Source organism: Bacteroides sp. L10-4 (genome assembly GCF_013373675.1).
In the GTDB taxonomy this organism is placed as follows: domain Bacteria; phylum Bacteroidota; class Bacteroidia; order Bacteroidales; family Bacteroidaceae; genus Bacteroides; species Bacteroides muris.
The window spans coordinates 48,591-68,160 of sequence record NZ_JABXJH010000013.1 but is presented as its reverse complement, the minus strand read 5'-3'; the positions used below and the strand labels follow the sequence as shown (position 1 = coordinate 68,160).

The 19,570-nt window shown below is 43.4% G+C and carries 16 protein-coding genes and 1 pseudogene; 10 read left to right on the top strand and 7 right to left on the bottom strand.

What is annotated here, in order from left to right; genetic code table 11:
• Nucleotides 1-48: 48 nt before the first annotated feature.
• Nucleotides 49-2,556 carry a phosphoadenosine phosphosulfate reductase family protein gene (locus HU824_RS06385; RefSeq protein WP_176468400.1) on the bottom strand — a complete coding sequence of 836 codons (2,508 nt, stop codon included), beginning with the start codon at nucleotides 2,554-2,556 and terminating at the stop codon, nucleotides 49-51.
• Between the two features lie 568 nt (nucleotides 2,557-3,124).
• Here HU824_RS06385 and HU824_RS06380 point away from each other — a divergent pair.
• Complete coding sequence (locus tag HU824_RS06380; protein WP_016212913.1) at nucleotides 3,125-3,658, top strand: hypothetical protein; 534 nt, start codon at nucleotides 3,125-3,127, stop codon at nucleotides 3,656-3,658.
• Between the two features lie 210 nt (nucleotides 3,659-3,868).
• On the opposite strand, the gene HU824_RS06375 is transcribed toward HU824_RS06380, so the two are convergent.
• The 3 genes from HU824_RS06375 to HU824_RS06365 all read right to left on the bottom strand — a co-directional run bounded on the left by HU824_RS06375 (nucleotide 3,869) and on the right by HU824_RS06365 (nucleotide 7,042).
• On the bottom strand, nucleotides 3,869-4,966 hold the full coding sequence (locus tag HU824_RS06375; RefSeq protein WP_176468399.1) for a site-specific integrase: 1,098 nt from the start codon (nucleotides 4,964-4,966) through the stop codon (nucleotides 3,869-3,871).
• A 345-nt stretch (nucleotides 4,967-5,311) separates the two neighbouring features.
• The gene (locus HU824_RS06370) at nucleotides 5,312-6,322 is read right to left on the bottom strand and encodes a GGGtGRT protein (protein ID WP_016272859.1); all 1,011 of its coding nucleotides are present in this window, start codon (nucleotides 6,320-6,322) and stop codon (nucleotides 5,312-5,314) included.
• An 18-nt stretch (nucleotides 6,323-6,340) separates the two neighbouring features.
• Nucleotides 6,341-7,042 carry an iron-sulfur cluster assembly scaffold protein gene (locus tag HU824_RS06365; RefSeq protein ID WP_005831848.1) on the bottom strand — a complete coding sequence of 234 codons (702 nt, stop codon included), beginning with the start codon at nucleotides 7,040-7,042 and terminating at the stop codon, nucleotides 6,341-6,343.
• A 440-nt stretch (nucleotides 7,043-7,482) separates the two neighbouring features.
• On the opposite strand from HU824_RS06365, the gene HU824_RS06360 reads away from it, so the two are divergent.
• The 5 genes from HU824_RS06360 to metH all read left to right on the top strand — a co-directional run bounded on the left by HU824_RS06360 (nucleotide 7,483) and on the right by metH (nucleotide 12,789).
• Nucleotides 7,483-7,980: a DMP19 family protein gene (locus tag HU824_RS06360; protein ID WP_176468398.1), complete on the top strand. Its 498-nt coding sequence runs from the start codon at nucleotides 7,483-7,485 to the stop codon at nucleotides 7,978-7,980.
• 153 nt (nucleotides 7,981-8,133) lie between these two features.
• The gene (locus HU824_RS06355; protein WP_176468397.1) at nucleotides 8,134-8,985 is read left to right on the top strand and encodes a hypothetical protein; all 852 of its coding nucleotides are present in this window, start codon (nucleotides 8,134-8,136) and stop codon (nucleotides 8,983-8,985) included.
• Nucleotides 8,986-8,988: 3 nt separating this feature from the next.
• Nucleotides 8,989-9,561, top strand: a complete 573-nt coding sequence (locus HU824_RS06350; protein WP_016272856.1) for a Yip1 family protein — start codon at nucleotides 8,989-8,991, stop codon at nucleotides 9,559-9,561.
• 8 nt (nucleotides 9,562-9,569) lie between these two features.
• On the top strand, nucleotides 9,570-10,022 hold the full coding sequence (gene smpB, locus HU824_RS06345; protein WP_005831836.1) for an SsrA-binding protein: 453 nt from the start codon (nucleotides 9,570-9,572) through the stop codon (nucleotides 10,020-10,022).
• Between the two features lies 1 nt (nucleotide 10,023).
• Nucleotides 10,024-12,789, top strand: a complete 2,766-nt coding sequence (metH, locus tag HU824_RS06340) for a methionine synthase (protein WP_176468396.1) — start codon at nucleotides 10,024-10,026, stop codon at nucleotides 12,787-12,789.
• 64 nt (nucleotides 12,790-12,853) lie between these two features.
• On the opposite strand, the gene HU824_RS06335 is transcribed toward metH, so the two are convergent.
• Complete coding sequence (locus HU824_RS06335) at nucleotides 12,854-14,281, bottom strand: transglycosylase SLT domain-containing protein (RefSeq protein WP_255260479.1); 1,428 nt, start codon at nucleotides 14,279-14,281, stop codon at nucleotides 12,854-12,856.
• A gap of 54 nt (nucleotides 14,282-14,335) precedes the next feature.
• Nucleotides 14,336-14,947, bottom strand: a complete 612-nt coding sequence (udk, locus tag HU824_RS06330) for a uridine kinase (RefSeq protein WP_136010557.1) — start codon at nucleotides 14,945-14,947, stop codon at nucleotides 14,336-14,338.
• 102 nt (nucleotides 14,948-15,049) lie between these two features.
• On the opposite strand from udk, the gene HU824_RS06325 reads away from it, so the two are divergent.
• From HU824_RS06325 to HU824_RS06310, 4 genes are all read left to right on the top strand, one after another.
• Nucleotides 15,050-15,358 carry a Dabb family protein gene (locus HU824_RS06325; protein WP_176468395.1) on the top strand — a complete coding sequence of 103 codons (309 nt, stop codon included), beginning with the start codon at nucleotides 15,050-15,052 and terminating at the stop codon, nucleotides 15,356-15,358.
• A gap of 11 nt (nucleotides 15,359-15,369) precedes the next feature.
• Complete coding sequence (locus HU824_RS06320) at nucleotides 15,370-17,403, top strand: cytochrome c biogenesis protein CcdA (protein WP_176468394.1); 2,034 nt, start codon at nucleotides 15,370-15,372, stop codon at nucleotides 17,401-17,403.
• A gap of 62 nt (nucleotides 17,404-17,465) precedes the next feature.
• The gene (locus HU824_RS06315) at nucleotides 17,466-18,143 is read left to right on the top strand and encodes a chloramphenicol acetyltransferase (protein ID WP_176468393.1); all 678 of its coding nucleotides are present in this window, start codon (nucleotides 17,466-17,468) and stop codon (nucleotides 18,141-18,143) included.
• Nucleotides 18,144-18,461: 318 nt separating this feature from the next.
• Nucleotides 18,462-19,124 carry a DUF2490 domain-containing protein gene (locus tag HU824_RS06310; RefSeq protein ID WP_176468392.1) on the top strand — a complete coding sequence of 221 codons (663 nt, stop codon included), beginning with the start codon at nucleotides 18,462-18,464 and terminating at the stop codon, nucleotides 19,122-19,124.
• Here HU824_RS06310 and HU824_RS06305 read toward each other — a convergent pair.
• Nucleotides 19,118-19,474, bottom strand: a pseudogene (locus HU824_RS06305) (DUF4421 family protein); the annotation flags it as partial. The gene HU824_RS06310 and the pseudogene HU824_RS06305 sit on opposite strands and share 7 nt — an antisense overlap.
• Between the last annotated feature and the right edge of the window lie 96 nt (nucleotides 19,475-19,570).

The window sequence follows — 19,570 nt, the reverse complement described above, 5'->3', positions numbered from 1 at the left end:
ACTTTTACAATATTGTCCCTCATAAATCCAACTTAAACGACATGACCATCATCCTACTATCAACTTAAGGGCACTAAAAGCATCCAAATCTTCACGAAGTGATATATGGTCAAGTCCCATATTAAGTTCTGCGGTGAGAATTTGGTTCCTTTCATTACTTAAAAAATTGAGCTCTTTTATGAGCATTTCCTTAGAAACGCCGAACTCTCTCCATAAGCCATGTTTTGAATTCTGATTGTATAAATCTCTAATTCTAAATGGTTTAACATCTAAGAAAGAAGCGAATTTATACAAAGAATACGCAATCGCTTCTCGTGATAACTCATCGTAAGGCATCTTCTTATACCTTGTGTTTTCGATTTTATACAACAAACCTAAGTTTCCAAGAGGACTTTCTCGAAAAGTCCTAAATAACGCATATATAATTTTGCCTACTGAATTTATCGCCATTTCGCCATAATCATTGTGAGCTAATTCGGCAATATCTTTTTCTGTGAAAACGAAATTCCAATCAACATTTCCTATATACCATTCCGCAATGGGAGAATTGTATGATAGGTTTATCCATAGCAATTCCCAAGCCAAGTCAGGTGCATTAATATATAAATCGGCAATGTATTTACCGAATTCTGTTATATTGTGTTTTTTCACATCATCCAATATTTCAGCTTGAACTAGCCACTTTTTAAATGGTGGAATCTGTTGAGTTTCATTAAGTCCATGAATCTTATCTTCAAAATAAGTTTCATATGTACACAGATATGTTTCTAACCAGCTTTCATTTAGCCCGAATCTATTATAATCAGTCAGTTTCATCTTATTTTTTGCTTTATCTATTCCTGTTACTTTCAATGAATTTGCTACAATACAACCATCCTCATGAAAAGTTAGACATTTGCCACAATGGACACATTTAGTATAGTCTATTTTTGCATCAGGGAGAATACTTAATGCACCCGTAGGACATTCAACTTCACAAGCTTCACAATTAATGCAATACACAGCTTTATTAATAGCTCGTTTTATTAAACCTTGTAGGACAGGCGATGCGTAAGTGTTCTCAAAAGAAATCTGTATAGAATCGTTTCTTTGCTCAATAGAATATTTGTACAGCGTCCCTTTGTATAATAACTCCCCCGAATTTGTATTACGGGTATATTTCCCAATAGCAGATAGAAATGTCAAGCAATCCTTCTTTGGATTTGTAATAGTAATTATTAAATGCGGTTTTGATGCCACAACCACCATGGATGATTTAGAACATAACCCTTTTCCACCAGCTCTCCTTTTCCAATTCCCGCTTTTTATATAAATATCTATGTCATTAACCCCTAAAGAGGAAACAAAAAGTTCTATTTTAGAAAGGAATGGACGTACTCGCTCATTGTAACGCATATTGGAAATCATATCGTTCCAATCCGAAGAGAAGGGGCATAGTACACATCCAACCCTTGTCATGCCATTTCTATAAGCTAAGTTTATCGGAATTTTGTACTTGAATATATATAGGTAAATTTCCACTATACTCCATTCAAGAATAGGAGAAGCGTTAATGACAGTATCGTGTTTAACACCTTTTCCTATTCGAGAATATCTTGATCGTTTTGTACTTTCCTCTGCTCGTACTCCATCAAACGTCAGTACTTTTGCTTGCTTATTAGTCCCCTCAATTTTTAACATACGATAGAGAGGGGCGGTCTTCATCACCGAACAGCACCAACGATGTGTATCACTGGGAGTACCTATCTGATCCCAATAGTTGAGAACGGATTCATGATTACGAGCTACGGAAAATTTCAAGTCGGGGTATAACGATGTATAATGCTGTCGCACTTGTTCGTAAAGGGCAAGTGAAGTAGGAAGTTCATAGCCGGTATCGCTATAAATCACTTCAAAGTCTGTAGAAGGAATGGCACGAGTGCAAAGGTCAAGTACTACTTGACTATCTTTTCCACCGGAAAAAGAAGCGAGAAAACGGTCTATTTTGGTGGAATGGAAAATACGTTTGCCATTCTCTTTGGCAGTGTCGAGGGGTACAATATCGAAGCTGTCGCAATCTTCCTTTACAATAGCCATTTTCTTTTTATAACGCTTTTCTGCATTTTCAAGTAACTGGTTATAATCAAGTTGATTGGAAGCTACTTGTGCAGTACTACGATTAGCAGATGTGTATTGCAAATATGTATCTCGGATAAATTCAATAGCTTCGCTTTCCAATAGAAAGAGGAAGTCTTTGTTACGGTGTAGCATTTTTGCCACATCCACGCATTGTAAGGTTGCCTTTTCTTTCCCTTTCTGAAACAGAACGATAGGAGAATCATAAATATTCGCCCCTTTTGCTTCAAACATCAATTCCCCACGATAAAAGTATTGTTTGTTGCAAGCCCACATCAAAGGCTCTTCTGTATGAGGATATTTCCAACCTAATTCGTGTAACTTTAACAAATTAAGTTCTTCCCAGAATACAGGACGTGGCGTTATCCCCAAAGTGTCTGAAGTAACGTGCGAGTGAAGCAATACCCCACCAGTCTCATAGTCCCAAGAAATCTTATACATAGATTAATTCTGCCTTCTGAAAAATCCTTGTATGGCAGAGTTCCCGATACCATGATTATACAAAGCATATTTGAACTAAACAAAAAAGCGTGGGAATCTTGCCTGTTGCCCATCCCACGAATCGAGGCCTTCGCATTGCCCAACAGTCAGAACGGACAACGCAGAAAGCCCACGCATGGTATATATTAATCCCATGCGTGAACGAATCGAAATATACAATGTATATATTTACGACAATTCACGGCAAGGCATAATATACCTACCGTGAACATCTACTGTTGTCTTGTCCTTTGACTGTTGTTGTAAGTTGCGAAGTTACGATTCGTCAAAGACAAGCGTCAAGTAAACGCTCTTTATGTAAAGTTGCACCCACCCGCTATCCCTCTTCGGGCTTCTGCAAGTATAATGCATCTGCAAAATTACACATTTTTATTGGAATATCAGTAATTATCAAAGATTTTTTTAGGATTTGATAAAAATGAGCCAAATGAAAGGATTGTCAATCAAAGAATTTTCGTATCTTTACCAAGATTTGTATAAACAACGGTTATCATATAGATAGTTCATAATGGAAATCAATATACAATACAAAGAGAACTCTACATATTCTAATGCGGCTATTGAAGCAGTTAGATATGGATTCCAATATCGCAAAGAGGCAGAAGTGTATGCGATAGAGAATAGATGCAAACTCAACCATTGCCTACCTGCGCCATCTGATATTCTCCTTTTTCTTGCAGAAGCTATTATTGGTGGAATAGCCTATGATGTCTTAAAATCAGTTGTCCATAAGACGTGGGAAAAATTGAGAAGCAAAAAATTAATCAATAAAGACAAGAATGTACATAACATCCTGACTACGGAAGAATCTTTAGATGAATTTTATACATATATAAAGGAATTCCATCAAAGAGAAATGAATATAACTGAAATACAAGAAAAGTACATCAAAGAAGAAGTCTGCGCTGATTATCATGGCGAAAAATCAGCCATTATATATGAGAAATATCATAGATTAGCCTCTGTTGAGGAGTTAATTATAATAAATAAAGAGGCTCTCCAAAAGGCGAATCGCATTATAGTTCGTAAGAAAGAATCGTAGGGCTTACTAATGAGAATTATAATCTTCACGTTTCCAAATGTAAATTAGCGTTTGAAACTTTTGCAATATAAAAATATTTCAGTGAAATATGCTGAGAAGAAAACTATCTTTCAAAAAAAATGATTACCTTTGCATTCAGGAAAAGCGTTTTTTGATTTAAGGCAAAATGAGAAGAATACGGAATTTCGCTCGTTTCCAAATCGTTAGCAGTCAAACTGGAATCCTTTGTAAGTCGTTCGTTTTCAGTAGGAAAGAAGAATGAGAATGTCTTCTTGTGTGGAAGCAGATTCGCTTATTAATTCCACAGAGTATAGCTATATCCTTTAGATATTTGTTGATGTCCGCAGGGTCTTGAATAGGGAGTAATTTCTCTCCACCCTTGTACTTATCCAATATCAGTTTGGCGATAGGGAGTAGGGGGATTCGTGATAGAACTCCTGTTTTAATCCTACGCTTCTTTATCCATATTCTGCCTGCACTGTCTTTCTCAAAGTGTTCTGGTGCCAAGGTCTTAATGTCAATGTAACTAAGCCCAGTGAAGCACCCAAAGAGAAACATATCTTTAGCTCGTTCCAATCGTGGCAAGGGAGTATCAAAGTTGATAATCTTCCTCAATTCTTCTTCATCCAAGAAGTCAATTTCCACAGGTTCGCGTTCTACTTTATAAGCATTTACAGGATTGTAGGATATATAAGAGTTGGCGACAGCTAAATTTAGCAACTTCTTTAAGAACTTTAAATGCTTAGTGCAGGAGTTTTGCCCCATCTTCTTCTCTCCTAAAAGGTAAGCATGGAATCCTTGAATGAAGCCTAAGTTTATTTCTCTTAAATATAAATCCTTACGCTCATATTTCTTCTGAATAAACTCTTTGAATAGTCTGCCTGTATATTCAAACACCCAATAAGTGGCAGGGGCAACAGTTTTACCTACCATTGCTTTGCGCTCTGTGTTATGTTCGTTCAGAACATCCAATAAAGTCTTCTCGTTTAGGGCTTCCACCTTGTCTGTGATAGCTTCTTTTAATAGTTCAGCAGTGATAAGGTAGCCCTTTTGAAGCAGCTCAATTTCTTTCTGATATATCTTATTCCGTAGTTGAATCAGATAACCGTTGATTAGCTGCGCTTCTTCACTCTTGCCTTTTACAGCTTGCTTCTCTTTGTTCCAATCAGCAGCAGGTACGTGTTTGCTTGTGCTAAAGTAGATTCTCTTTCTATTCGTGGTGATTGAAACCTCAATAGGTGATAGACCTTTCTTGTTTTGCTTACTTTCTCTTAATGAAAAGTAAACCATTGTACAATGTTTCTCCATTTTAAATTAAATGTTATATGGAGTGTATCACATTGTATTATAATTGATTATGCCACTTCTTGCAGCCGTTTTTAAAGAATGGCAAATTCGGCTGCAAATCGGCTACAAAAGTAACCTGTTTATGGCTTGATTTGAGGGGGTAATTGGCTACTCTTTACATGAGTTGTTTGGACTTAAATAAAGCAGGATTTATCTTGTTATCTCCTTACTGATTCACCATTCATTCACTCTGAATAATGAGTGATGCAAGGTGCTTCAATCTGTTATCTAAGTCAAGTTACCACAAATAAAAAACTCCTGCAACCACAAGGATTACAGGAGCTTATCTATATTAGGTAACTTAAATTACTTGCTCAAAGCAGTAGCAACGTCAACGGCGCAAGCCACTGTACATCCTACCATCGGGTTGTTACCGATACCCAGGAATCCCATCATTTCCACGTGAGCAGGAACTGAGGATGAACCAGCGAACTGAGCGTCAGAGTGCATACGACCCATAGTGTCTGTCATACCGTAAGAAGCCGGTCCGGCAGCCATGTTGTCCGGGTGCAGAGTACGTCCAGTACCACCACCGGATGCTACTGAGAAGTACGGCTTGCCAGCCAATACACGTTCTTTCTTGTAAGTACCTGCAACCGGATGTTGGAAGCGGGTCGGATTCGTAGAGTTACCAGTGATGGATACATCCACGCCTTCTTTCCACATGATAGCCACGCCTTCGCGAACATCGTCTGCACCGTAGCATTTTACTTTGGCACGAGGACCGTCGCTGTATGCGATTTCACGAACAACGTTCAGTTCGCCTGTATAGTAGTCGAATTGAGTCTGAACGTATGTAAAGCCGTTGATACGAGAGATAATCTGTGCAGCGTCCTTGCCGAGACCGTTCAGGATGCAACGCAGGGGTTCTTTACGTACTTTGTCAGCTTTAGCAGCAATCTTAATTGCACCTTCGGCAGCAGCGAATGACTCGTGACCTGCTAAGAAAGCGAAACACTTGGTTTCTTCGCGCAGCAACATGGCTGCCAAGTTACCATGACCGATACCAACCTTGCGGTCGTCGGCTACAGAACCCGGGATGCAGAATGCCTGCAGACCGATACCGATAGCTTCAGCAGCCTCAGCAGCGTTCTTGCAGCCCTTCTTGATGGCGATGGCGCAACCTACAACGTATGCCCATTTTGCATTTTCGAAACAGATGGGCTGAGTTTCTTCACAAGTCTTATAAGGATCGAGACCATGAGCTTCGCAGATAGCATTGGCTTCTTCGATGTCTTTGATACCGTTTGCGTTCAATGCAGCAAGAATCTGCTTGATACGGCGGTCTTGGCTTTCAAATTTTACTTCTCTAATCATATGTCTTTCCTCCTTATATTATTCGTGACGTGGGTCAATGTGTTTAACTGCACCTTGCTCTTCAGTGAAGCGGCCGTATGTACCGGTAACTTTCTTCAATGCTTCATTGGCGTCTGTACCTTTCTTGATTTCATCCATGAACTTGCCCAGATGAACAAATTCGTAACCGCAGATTTCGTCGTTCTTGTCCAAAGCGATAGTCTTGATGTAACCTTCTGCCATTTCCAGATAACGAGAACCCTTAGCCAAAGTTCCGTACAGTGTACCTACCTGGCTACGCAGACCTTTACCCAGGTCTTCCAAGCCGGCACCAATCATCAAACCGCCTTCAGAGAAAGCTGACTGAGTGCGACCGTAAACGATTTGCAGGAAGAGCTCGCGCATAGCTGTATTGATGGCGTCGCAAACGAGGTCAGTGTTCAATGCTTCAAGGATAGTCTTTCCCGGGAGGATTTCTGATGCCATGGCAGCAGAGTGAGTCATACCGGAGCAACCGATAGTCTCAACCAAAGCTTCCTGAATAACGCCTTCCTTTACATTGAGGGTTAATTTACATGCACCTTGCTGAGGAGCACACCAGCCAATACCGTGTGTCAGACCAGAGATGTCAACAATTTCTTTCGCTTTTACCCATTTACCTTCTTCGGGAATAGGAGCCGGTCCGTGGTTAGGACCTTTCTTCACAACACACATGTGTTCCACTTCGTGTGAATAAGTCATAATTAGCTCTTTTTTAAGTGATATAATTAAAAAAACGTAGTCCTCTTTTATTAGTCGGGTGCAAAGTTAGTTGTTTTCCCCGTTTCTGCCAACTGTTCAATTTGACTTTTTTATTAAAAAGAAGTAATGAGAAGTTGAATTTCTGCGGAATGTAAAGTAGAGTTTGCAGTTGACTGTTTTTTCGTCTCTGATAGGGCTTGTGAATCAATAGGGTATGTGCTTGTTAATCAGGAAGAGTCTTTTTAAAACCCCTTGCTTGCGTCTTGGTGATTTTTTGCCATGCCTATGGCACAGTTTTGCCAACACGGTGGCACAGTTTTGCCAATGGTAAGGCAAAATCTTGCCAACTGGTTGGCAAGGCGAAGAAAATAAAGAGGAGTCCGTGTTTGACTATGGCTGCAAAGTCTTACCTTTGTGGCATAATAAATAAAAAACAAACTATGATAGAAGTTACAGATGTGGCATTGCGCCAGGCTGCCGGCGAAGGGATGGATGCGTTTATCGGCGTATTCACTGATGCTTATAAGAAAGAAATAGGCGGAGAAATGACTGCAGGGACGATGTCTTTGCTTACCGGTGAACAGCATTCTTTGTTGGCCTATCAGATATTCCGTGATGAAGTGATGGAGGGAGGCTTCTGCCAACTGATTCAAAATGGTTATGGCGGTTATATTTTCGACAATCCGTTTGCCAAAGTGATGCGTTTGTGGGGAGTGGGCGATTTGAGTAAGTTGGTCTATGCTGCCAGGAAAATATACGATAGCCATCGTGACGACTTGGAGCGTGAACGCACAGACGAGGAGTTTATGGCAATGTACGAGCAATATGAAGCTTTCGATGAACTGGAAGATGAATTCTTGGAGAAAGAAGAGGAATATACTGCTTTGATTGCCGGCTATGTGGATGAACATTTGGAACTGTTTGCCAAGATTGTGTAGTGTGGATTAACTGATATAAATGTTAAATATTACTGTGACATGCAGTATTTAGATTAATCTTTCATTTAATCTTAAAAACAATGAAAAAACGAGGAGAGTACTATATTACTCAATTCTTTTATTTAAATTTGCAAACTCTAATTTTATAAGAAAATGAAACAATTTAAGTTCTTAATGGTTGCCTTTAGCTTATTAATGGGCGTTTCTTTAACTTCGTGTCTGAATTCTGAAAGTGATCCTAACAGTTACGGAGGTGGTATGGTTAAAGTTCAGAGTTATATGGGCTATACCTCTTTTAAAGGCGAGGGCGGCATAACTATTACCCCAACACCGGCTTCTATTTCTGTTTTAGAGGCTAATGGCCTCAAAATATCAGAATTGAGTGATAAAGTGGTGAATATAGCCTATCGTTGGGATCCTACCCAAGTGGATATACCTAAAGATTCCAAAGATATCAAAGGTGTTGAGTTGTATTCTATCGAATCTTTGGATAATCCGGTGGAAATCGTAGAAGAAAAGGGTGTGTCTGCAAACGACTCTCTTGCACACTCTAACAATGCTGCCATTATTTCAGTGGGATATGATGCAAGTGGTATGAAATATGAACCGCAATTCTTCTATGATGATTATACGATTGTTGTTCCGATGAATTATTATATTAATAACAAGAAACATTTCTTGTCGTTGATGTATTATCCGAATGAGGACAATGGCCCTGAACTGACATTGTATTTGGCTCATAATTCAAATAAAGATTCTGAATCCACTAACAGTACTTCTTGGAATTTGACTGCAAATACAGGTGGCTATTATGGATTGGGATTGTTCTATAAGGCATACGATTTGAGAAGTGTGATTAGTCGTTATAAAAGAGAAACCGGCTTTTTTGAAAATCCTCCTGTTGTTAAGATTGTAGCGAACGTAAATCAATATTCAATGAAGCTGGATGATTCTCAGACAGAAGAGAAGACATATACAGTAACAAAGAAAGAAGCAGATAAATAAGATTTGAACTACAAAGAATTATTTCATATAGCAATACTACTGATTTCCTCTCCGGCTCGTGCTTGGGAGGAAATTAGTTTAGAGGATAGGCGAAAAGTTTTTACTGCTTTTGTCTATCCTATGATTGGTTTATGCGGGTTGTCCGTTTTCATCGGCTCTTTGATGAAGATGGGATGGGACGGACCGCAAAGTTTTCAATATGCCATGACACAATGCTGTGCGGTGGCTGTATCCTTGTTTGGAGGATATTTTTTGGCAGCCTATCTCATCAATGGGTTGCGTGTCCGCATGTTTATGCTGGACAGTGATATTCCTTTGGCGCAACAGTTTGCAGGTTATGCATTGGTAGTAGTGTTCATGCTGAAAATTGTCATCGGCATATTGCCGGACTTTGGCATTATGGCTCTGTTGCTCCAATTCTATATCGTGTATGTAGTGTGGGAAGGAAGCAAAAAGGTGATGCAGGTAGAAGAAAAAGACCGTTTGCGTTTCACTATTCTTTCTTCAATTTTCTTAATAGTTTGTCCGGTAGTGATTGAATGGATATTCAATAAGCTGACGGTAGTGCTAAACTGATAAATGTAATGAAACAAGCTCCTGTAAATATAAAGAATAAGCGTGCTACGTTCGACTACGAGCTGACGGACACCTATACGGCCGGCATTGTGCTTACGGGCACAGAAATCAAGTCCATCCGCTTGGGCAAAGCAAGCTTAGTTGATACGTTCTGTTACTTTGCAAACGGTGAATTGTGGGTGAAGAACATGCACGTGGCCGAATACTTCTATGGTTCGTACAACAATCACAATGCACGCAGGGAGCGCAAGCTTTTGTTGAATAAGAAGGAACTGGAGAAACTGATGCGCGGCACGAAAGACCCGGGTTTCACCATTGTTCCCGTGCGCTTGTTTATCAATGAAAAGGGGTTGGCCAAACTTGTGGTGGCACTAGCCAAAGGTAAGAAGCAATATGATAAGCGCGAATCACTGAAGGAAAAAGATGACAAACGCGATATGGCGCGTATGTTTAAAAGATAATATGAGTAAACTTGGTAGTTTGGTGCGTGAGCGCATCCTTATTCTGGATGGTGCAATGGGCACCATGATACAGCAGTACAACTTGACAGAGGAAGATTTTCGGGGCGAACGCTTCTCGCAGATTTCCGGACAGATGAAAGGTAACAATGACCTGCTTTGTCTGACACGCCCTGATGTGATACAAGATATTCACCGCAAGTATCTGGCGGCAGGTGCGGATATTATCGAAACAAATACATTCAGTTCCACCCGCATCAGTATGGCCGACTATCATGTGCAGGACTATGTGCGTGAGATGAATCTTGCCGCAGCTCGTCTGGCCCGTGAAGTGGCAGATGAGTTTACCTCTCTTACTCCCCACAAACCCCGCTTTGTGGCAGGCTCCGTAGGACCGACGAACAAGACCTGTTCCATGAGTCCTGATGTGAACAATCCGGCTTTCCGCGCCTTGAGCTACGATGAACTTGCCGATGCCTACCGTGAGCAGATAGAAGCACTGCTCGAAGGTGGTGTGGATGCCTTGTTGATAGAAACTATTTTTGATACGCTGAATGCGAAGGCTGCTATTTTTGCCGCCGGTCAGGCAATGGAAACTGTAGGAGTTCATGTACCCTTGATGCTTTCTGTGACTGTTTCTGATATTGGAGGGCGTACTTTGTCGGGACAAACTTTGGATGCTTTTCTCGCCTCCGTGCAGCATGCCGATATTTTTTCCATTGGGCTGAACTGCTCTTTCGGAGCCCGCCAACTGAAGCCTTTCTTGGAGCAACTTGCCGCCCGTGCACCCTATTATATCAGTGCTTATCCCAATGCCGGACTGCCTAACAGTCTGGGAGAATACGACCAGACACCTGCCGACATGGCACTGGAAGTGAAAGAATACATTCACGAAGGACTGGTGAATATTATCGGTGGTTGTTGCGGAACGACAGATGCCTACATTGCCGAGTACTCCTCACTGATTGCCGGTGCAACGCCCCATCAGCCGGCTTCCCGGCCGGAAAATCTTTGGCTTTCCGGGCTTGAACTTCTGGAAGTGAAACCGGAAAATAACTTCGTGAATGTGGGTGAACGTTGCAATGTGGCGGGTTCGCGCAAATTCTTGCGTCTGATTAATGAAAAGAAATATGACGAGGCGCTTAGTATTGCCCGCCAGCAGGTGGAGGATGGTGCGCAGGTCATCGATATAAATATGGACGACGGACTGCTGGATGCTCAAGTGGAGATGACGACTTTTCTCCATCTGATAGCTTCGGAACCGGAGATTGCCCGCGTGCCTGTGATGATTGATTCTTCCAAATGGGGAGTTATCGTTGTCGGATTGAAATGTCTGCAAGGCAAGTCCATCGTCAACTCCATCTCTTTGAAGGAGGGAGAAGATAAATTCCTGGAGCATGCGCGTACCATCAAGCAATATGGTGCGGCAACTGTGGTGATGGCTTTTGATGAAAAAGGGCAGGCAGACACGTACGAACGTAAGATTGAGGTTTGTGAACGGGCATACCGTCTTTTGGTGGACAAGATAGGATTCAATCCCCATGATATAATTTTCGACCCCAATGTACTGGCTGTTGCCACGGGTATGGACGAGCACAATAACTATGCGGTGGACTTTATCCGTGCCACCGGATGGATACGCAAAAATCTGCCCGGTGCGCATGTCAGTGGGGGAGTGAGTAACCTTTCCTTCTCTTTCCGCGGCAATAATTACATTCGCGAGGCAATGCATGCCGTATTCCTTTACTATGCCATCCGCGAGGGCATGGATATGGGTATCGTCAATCCGGCTACTTCTGTTCTTTACACCGATATTCCCGCTGATATATTGGAACGCATAGAGGATGTGGTCTTGAACCGTCGTCCCGATGCTGCCGAGCGCCTGATAGAAACTGCCGAGCGCTTGAAAGCGGAAGCAGAGGCGGCAAAAACTTCCGGAGGAGAGCGGCAGGCTGCCGCTCATTCCCAACTTGCCTGGAGAGAGGGGACTTCTGTGGAAGAGCGGTTGAAGTATGCCTTGACAAAGGGTATTGGCGATTATCTGGAAGAAGACCTTGCCGAAGCGTTGAAACTGTATCCCAAAGCTGTTTCTATCATTGAAGGTCCGTTGATGGCGGGCATGAATCATGTCGGCGACTTGTTTGGGGCAGGCAAAATGTTCCTGCCGCAAGTAGTGAAGACGGCACGCACCATGAAGAAAGCGGTTGCCATCCTCCAGCCCGTAATCGAGTCGGAGAAAGAAGAGGGTACAACTGCTGCCGGGAAGGTGCTGTTGGCTACGGTAAAAGGTGATGTGCACGACATTGGCAAAAATATAGTCTCGGTAGTAATGGCCTGCAACGGGTACGATATAGTGGACCTTGGCGTCATGGTGTCTGCCGAAACCATTGTGCGGCATGCCATAGAGGAAAAGGTAGACATGATAGGATTGAGTGGTCTGATAACTCCTTCGCTGGATGAAATGGTGCATGTAGCCATTGAGCTGGAAAAGGCAGGTCTGGACATTCCTCTGCTGATAGGTGGTGCCACGACTTCACCGCTTCACACTGCTCTGAAGATTGCTCCGGTCTATCATGCTCCCGTAATCCATCTGAAGGACGCTTCGCAAAATGCTACAGTAGCAGCCAAACTGATGAATCCTAAGACAAAGGAGGAGCTGGAAGAAGAACTGCATGAGAAGTATCGGCAGTTGTGCGAGAAGAACTGGGGAACACAACTGCAAACAGTTTCTCTGGAAGAGGCGAGAAAAAATAAACTGAGGCTGTTTTAAGAATAAAAAATGAAGGATTAAGGATTAACCTGCGGTATATATTCCTAATATTATGCGCAATTCATTAATCCCTAATCCTTATTTTCTTCTTGTATTGTTCAAATCGTGAGGTAATATCCCTTACAAAATTATAAGTTTCGATGCCACGGAAATAACCGTTTTTGCAGACGGGGTCTGTGAAGTATTCCTCGTTGCTTTTTAGCAGAATGAAGTTTTCTACATTATCACGCCAGACATATTTGTTTTTGCCGTATTTTTCGGCCAGTGCCATGGCATCCAGCACATGGCCGATTCCGGAATTATAAGATGCCAGCACAAAGTTGATACGTTCTTCTTGGGGTATCTTGGAAAAACTTTTGGCTGTGGCGCCTATGTATTTCACGGCAGCCTTTATATTCTCTTCAGGATTCTGTTCCTTTCCTTCGGGCACCCCCATGGCTCTGGCTGTGGCGGGCATCAGCTGCATAAGTCCTTTGGCACCTGCCCAAGATACTGCGGTAGAGTCGAAGTTGGATTCTGTATATGCCAAGGATGCCAGCAGACGCCAGTCCCAATTTATCTCGGGAGCATATTTCTTGAACAAATCGTCGTAAAGGGAGATTTTCCCTTCTCGCAGGGAGAGGATGGGGGAGTGGGGAACGGCCTTGCCGATTTCAAAATATCGTTTCATGCTTGCCGTGTAGGCAGGCGAAGTCATATTCACCTCATGCCATTTGTTGGCGGCTGCTGCTAATTGCGGACAGTCTTTCCTGACTGCCCATGAGGCACGCTGGTCAAAGCTGATGGAAAGCTTGATATTCAGATTGGAATAATAAGTGGTATTGAGCTGTGCCACGTCATTGTCTGCTACGGTATAGGAGATTTTCCCTTGCGCCACTTGAGTGATGAGGTCTTCTGCACTGATACTGTCGTTGGTCACTTTATGAATGTGGATACCTCCTCCGAGTTCCTCGTCCAGATTGACTAGCCGTTCATAATATTTTCCGGGCTTCACATACACATCTTTCCCGATAAGTTCCGTCACGTCCTTCAGTGGTTTGGTACGTCCGCCGTTACGTTGCACGATGACTTGGTGGGTGATGACTTCCTCACCGCAATAAAGCAGGCTATCTTTCCACTCTTTGGTGATGGGCAGGTTGTAGGCAATGAGATCTCCTTTGCCTGCCAACAACTTCTCTATGAGCTCGTGTACATTCCGGGCCACCTCTATTCTCAGCTTCACTCCTAGGCTCCTGGCAAATTGTTCGCTGAGTTCGTACTGGAATCCCATGTCTTGGCCACGGTAGATGAAGTAGGAAGTGGAACTGTACAGTGTCAATACAACCAGTTCTCCGCTGTCCTTTATCTGTTGCAGGTCGTCCGCTTCTTCTTTTTCGGCAGGATGTCCTCCTCGGCATCCTGCCATGCAACACAACGACACCAGTAGAATCATTGATAACGGATTATTGATAATGGATAATGTATGCTTGGCGAGAGAAAATAGGTTGTTCATATTTCATAGGTTTAGTGCGTTCTTAATTATCCGTTATCAACTCTCCGTTATAAATTAATTCCCCAAATGCTTCTTGATATACATGGTCAATATATCAATAGCCACTTGGTTGTTTCCGCCTTCCGGTACAATGAGGTCGGCGTATCGTTTGCACGGCTCTATGAATTGCTGGTGCATGGGTTTCAGTATGCGAGTATAGCGCTCCATGACGGCTTCGGCTGTACGTCCGCGTTCCACCACATCGCGCTGGATTACACGAATCAGTCGTTCGTCGGGGTCAGCGTCTACAAATATCTTTAAATCCATCATGTTTCGTAGTTTCTTGTCGCACAAGGCAAGGATACCCTCGATGATGATGACTTCCCGAGGTTCGATATGGATGGTTTCGGGCTGGCGTGTACATGTCAGGTATGAATAGGTGGGCTGTTCTATACTTTTTCCTTCGCGCAGCATGGCGGCATGCCTGGAAAGAAGGCTCCACTCAAAAGCGTCGGGGTGATCAAAGTTAATGTTCTGCCGTTCTTCCACGGGCACATGGCTACTGTCCTTGTAGTAAGAGTCTTGTGGCAATAATACCACTTCACCAGCCGGTAGGCTTTCGATAATTTTACGTACGACGGTGGTCTTTCCCGAGCCGGTTCCACCTGCAATTCCTATTATTAACATCCGTTTAAGTGTATATTTGAAACAAAACCAGTATTTTTGCAGTTGTTAAGACAGCTGCTTAGGCTGACAAATATAAGGATAAATCATTTAAATAGCAAAGTTATGGTAAAGCACATTGTATTATTTAAGTTAAAAGATGAGGCACTGGCTGACGAGAAGTTAGCTGCAATGAACAGTTTCAAGTCGGCTATTGAAGCGCTTCCTGCTAAAATATCCGTTATCCGCAAGATTGAAGTCGGACTGAACGTCAATCCTGCCGAAACTTGGAGCATCGCTCTTTACAGTGAGTTTGATACGTTGGATGACGTGAAATACTATGCTACCCATCCCGATCATGTGGCTGCCGGTAAGCTCATCGCTGCTGTGAAAGAGAGCCGTGCCTGTGTGGATTATGAGATAATCGAAAATTAAAATCAGAGAACATGAAAAAATTACTGTTCCCTTTCGTTCTGTTGCTCTTCGCTGTGGCGGTGCAGGCACAGATACAAGACCCCGTCAAGTTCAATTCCGAACTGAAGATTTTGGCTGCCGATGAAGCGGAGGTCGTTTTTACGGCTGCTATTGACAAGGGCTGGCATGTCTATTCCACTAATCTGGGTGATGGTGGTCCTATCTCGGCGACTTTCAATGTGGAGAAAATTTCCGGAGCGGAAGTAGTGGGTAAACTAAAGCCCATGGGCAAGGAAATTTCTACTTTCGACAAGCTGTTCGAAATGAAGGTGCGTTATTTTGAGAATACAGCCCAATTTGTGCAGAAGCTGAAATTGACGGGTGGTGCCTATCAGCTGGAAGGGTATCTGGAATATGGTGCCTGCAACGATGAAAATTGTCTGCCGCCCACACAAGTGCCTTTCCAATTCTTTGGTAAGGCAGAAGGGGCTGCAAAAGAAGCTGTCGTTGCTGGGGCTGAAACGAAAGTCGAAGAGCAGCCAGCAAAGCAGGAAGCTGACACCGATGCAGCTTCTGGGGTTGCCATCGCCAGTGTGGACGGTCCGACAGAGATTAATGTAACGGACAAGGTAGACCTCTGGAAGCCGGTCGTCAATGAACTGCAATCTTTGGGCGAAACTACTTCGCAGGAAGATATGTCCTGGATTTATATCTTTATTACCGGATTTGTCGGTGGATTGCTGGCGCTCTTCACTCCTTGTGTATGGCCCATTATCCCGATGACTGTCAGCTTCTTCCTGAAGCGTAGTAAGGATAAGAAGAAGGGTATTCGTGATGCATGGACGTATGGTGCTTCCATCGTAGTGATTTATGTGACGCTCGGACTGGCCATTACGCTGATTTTCGGAGCCAGCGCACTGAACGCACTCTCTACGAATGCAGTATTCAATATTCTTTTCTGTTTGATGCTGGTTGTATTTGCGGCTTCTTTCTTCGGAGCGTTTGAAATAACATTGCCCTCCAAATGGAGTACGGCTGTAGACAGTAAAGCCGAGGCGACAAGTGGTTTGCTCAGTATCTTCTTGATGGCGTTTACCTTGTCGCTGGTATCTTTCTCCTGCACGGGACCTATTATCGGATTCTTGCTGGTACAGGTTTCCACAACGGGTAGTGTGGTGGCTCCCGCCATCGGCATGCTGGGCTTTGCCATAGCTTTGGCATTGCCTTTCACGCTGTTTGCTTTATTCCCGTCTTGGTTGAAGTCCATGCCCAAATCCGGCGGATGGATGAATATCATCAAGGTGACGCTTGGTTTCTTGGAGCTGGCCTTTGCCCTGAAGTTCCTTTCAGTAGCCGATTTGGCTTATGGTTGGCGTATCCTCGACCGTGAAACGTTCCTTGCCTTGTGGATTGTACTTTTTGCGCTGCTTGGTTTCTACTTGTTGGGCAAAATCAAGTTCCCGCACGATGATGACGATACGAAGGTCAGCGTACCCCGTTTCTTCATGGCGTTGGCCTCACTGGCATTTGCGGTGTATATGATTCCCGGTTTGTGGGGAGCTCCGTTGAAGGCAGTCAGTGCTTTTGCGCCGCCCATGCAGACGCAGGATTTCAATCTTTACAATAATGAGGTACATGCCAAGTTTGATGATTACGACCTCGGTATGGAGTATGCCCGCCAGCATGGCAAGCCCGTGATGCTCGACTTCACCGGCTACGGCTGCGTGAACTGCCGTAAGATGGAGCTTGCCGTATGGACCAACCCGAAGGTGAGCGATATTATCAATAACGACTATGTGCTTATCACGCTCTACGTGGACAACAAGACCCCGCTTCCTTCTCCCGTGAAGATTGTGGAGAACGGCACGGAACGCACGCTGCGCACCGTAGGCGACAAATGGAGCTATCTGCAGCGTGTCAAGTTCGGCGCCAATGCGCAGCCCTTCTACGTGCTGATTGACAACGAAGGCAAGCCGCTCAACAAGTCCTACTCCTACGACGAGGATATACCTAAGTATATCGAGTTCCTGCAGACCGGACTGGAGAATTATAAGAAAGAGAAATAAATAGAATTGGAAAAAGGATGCTTGTAAAAAGGCATCCTTTTTTCACTAAATCCCCTTTTTGTATGAAACACATTATAGACATTGATGCTTGGGAACGCCGGGATAACTACGGCTTTTTCCGTGGATTTGCAAACTCTTGGTATTCTGTCACCACTGAGATTGATTGCACAGAAGCCAGCGCTTCCGCCCGAGCGATGAAGCGTTCCTTTTTCCTTTATTATCTTTACGCAGTGTTGCGTTCGGCCAATGAAGTTGATGAGCTGCGTTACCGTACAGACAAGGAAGGCCGGGTAGTTTTTCACGACCGTGTGGACATCATCTCTCCGATAGCCGTTCCTGGAAAGACCTTCTATACTGTGCGCATTCCCTATCACGAGGATTTTGAGCGTTTTTATGCCGAGGCCTTTGCTCTGATAACGAATATACCTGAAGACGGTGATCCGTATGGAGCTGAAAAAGTGCTGGCAAGTCAGGGTGATTACGATGTAGTCCATCTGAGTGCGGTTCCAAAAATGTATTTCACCTCCATTAGTTACACGATTGCCGAAGTCGGTAATGGTTGCAGTTATCCTCTGATGACTGCCGGAAAAGTTGTGACTCGCGAAGGACGTCTGGTATTGCCGCTTTCCATCTACGTCAACCATGCTTTTGTAGACGGTTCGCATCTTACCTCCTTCTTCGGAAAGGTAGAGAAGTATTTGAAGGAAATTAATTCTCCTATGCCAAGATTATTTAATTAATTACTAACTTGTCCCGATTTTAGTGGGACACTAATGCCTATCGTGCCGTACATTGGGACACAAAACATCATCTGGGCCAGCTATAGGAATAGATAGAATAACGTTTTCTGTTTGAAGCGAGTAACGTGTTTTTTCTTCCTTGATTTATATCTGAAAAGTAAGCGTATATTAAATTCTTCATTGAAATTTAATATGCGCTTTTTGGTGTATGAGAAAAGAAAAATCTATCTTTGTCCATAGTCGTTAATTTGAATGCAAACAGAAGATTTTGTATAATTGAACAAACTTCGACAGCATTATAATCCAATTATCAGAGATATGGGAAAGAACCTCTTTGTGCACATAAAGGTATTTGTTTTGCCGGTTTTTCTGCTGTTTGTTTCGTCTTTTCTCCTACATGCACAGAAAAAAGATTTTACTACTTGGACGAATCTCGGTTTTGAATATAAATTGCGTTCGGCATTTGCTGTTTCCGCTGCTCTGGAGTGGCGCACGAAGGATGATTTTGGGAAAACAGACCGATGGGGATTGCAGGTGGGAGGAAGCTACAAGCCGCTGTCCTTCTTGAAGCTCGGAGCAGGATATGAGACACATTATCGTAACCGGGGAACGGATGGATGGAAGTTTCGGCATCGCTACCATGTAGACGGAACCTTGTCTGCTCGTGTGCAAAGGGTAAAACTGTCCTTGCGTGAGCGCTTTCAGCATACGTTCGATGGATATGAGGACGAGTTCCGCATGCGCTCGTGTGCGAAGGTGGCATATGACATTCCGAAGTGTAAGTTGGAGCCGTATGCTTCGGTCGAAATGTATAATGGTTTGAATAGGACAGAGCATTTTGGAGTAAAGCGGATGCGTTATCGCGGGGGAATCACGTTGCCTTTGTCCGAGCGCTGGGAGGCGGACCTCTTTTATTGCAGGCAGTGGGAGCAGGATAAGCGGAAGAATATAGTAGGAGTGGAGTGTGCTTATAGCTTCTGAGAGTGGAGCCTGTCAGTATCGACAGCCCATCCCAGGAATATCCAACGCCATCCGAAGTAAGCGCCTGTCTTGTTGTGCGGGTTGGGCGAGAAACGGAGCCGCTGGTCGTCATTACCTACGGAGTAGTATTCGTAATTGGTGAAATGGTCGAGCATCAGGGCGTAATTGTATTGGTTGGGGCTGATATAGGTGGTGTCGAAGTCGCTGAAATTGAGGAATTTCTTCAGTGATTTTCCGAAGGTGTTCTTATGCACGACGCTGTCGTACGCAATAGGATTGTTCTCCTTGTTTTGTGCAAACAATGAGAATGTAAATAATATCCATAAGCAGAAAAAGCCTCCTCTTTGCATCTTGTTGTTCTCTCTCATCTATACAAAGCTAAATAAAATAACCGGTTTTAAACAGTATCTCGCTAATTTTTCTCTGAAAAAGGTATTAATAATTTG

What these genes read in the sequence shown, in the direction of transcription:
- HU824_RS06315 (WP_176468393.1), top strand. Translation starts at nt 17,466, where the DNA reads ATGAAACACATTATAGACATTGATGCTTGGGAACGCCGGGATAACTAC.
- HU824_RS06355 (WP_176468397.1), top strand. Translation starts at nt 8,134, where the DNA reads ATGAAACAATTTAAGTTCTTAATGGTTGCCTTTAGCTTATTAATGGGC.
- HU824_RS06310 (WP_176468392.1), top strand. Translation starts at nt 18,462, where the DNA reads ATGGGAAAGAACCTCTTTGTGCACATAAAGGTATTTGTTTTGCCGGTT.
- HU824_RS06325 (WP_176468395.1), top strand. Translation starts at nt 15,050, where the DNA reads ATGGTAAAGCACATTGTATTATTTAAGTTAAAAGATGAGGCACTGGCT.
- HU824_RS06380 (WP_016212913.1), top strand. Translation starts at nt 3,125, where the DNA reads ATGGAAATCAATATACAATACAAAGAGAACTCTACATATTCTAATGCG.
- HU824_RS06385 (WP_176468400.1), bottom strand. Translation starts at nt 2,556, where the DNA reads ATGTATAAGATTTCTTGGGACTATGAGACTGGTGGGGTATTGCTTCAC.
- HU824_RS06365 (WP_005831848.1), bottom strand. Translation starts at nt 7,042, where the DNA reads ATGACTTATTCACACGAAGTGGAACACATGTGTGTTGTGAAGAAAGGT.
- smpB (WP_005831836.1), top strand. Translation starts at nt 9,570, where the DNA reads ATGAAACAAGCTCCTGTAAATATAAAGAATAAGCGTGCTACGTTCGAC.
- HU824_RS06335 (WP_255260479.1), bottom strand. Translation starts at nt 14,281, where the DNA reads ATGAACAACCTATTTTCTCTCGCCAAGCATACATTATCCATTATCAAT.
- HU824_RS06370 (WP_016272859.1), bottom strand. Translation starts at nt 6,322, where the DNA reads ATGATTAGAGAAGTAAAATTTGAAAGCCAAGACCGCCGTATCAAGCAG.
- HU824_RS06360 (WP_176468398.1), top strand. Translation starts at nt 7,483, where the DNA reads ATGATAGAAGTTACAGATGTGGCATTGCGCCAGGCTGCCGGCGAAGGG.
- HU824_RS06320 (WP_176468394.1), top strand. Translation starts at nt 15,370, where the DNA reads ATGAAAAAATTACTGTTCCCTTTCGTTCTGTTGCTCTTCGCTGTGGCG.
- HU824_RS06375 (WP_176468399.1), bottom strand. Translation starts at nt 4,966, where the DNA reads ATGGAGAAACATTGTACAATGGTTTACTTTTCATTAAGAGAAAGTAAG.
- udk (WP_136010557.1), bottom strand. Translation starts at nt 14,947, where the DNA reads ATGTTAATAATAGGAATTGCAGGTGGAACCGGCTCGGGAAAGACCACC.
- metH (WP_176468396.1), top strand. Translation starts at nt 10,024, where the DNA reads ATGAGTAAACTTGGTAGTTTGGTGCGTGAGCGCATCCTTATTCTGGAT.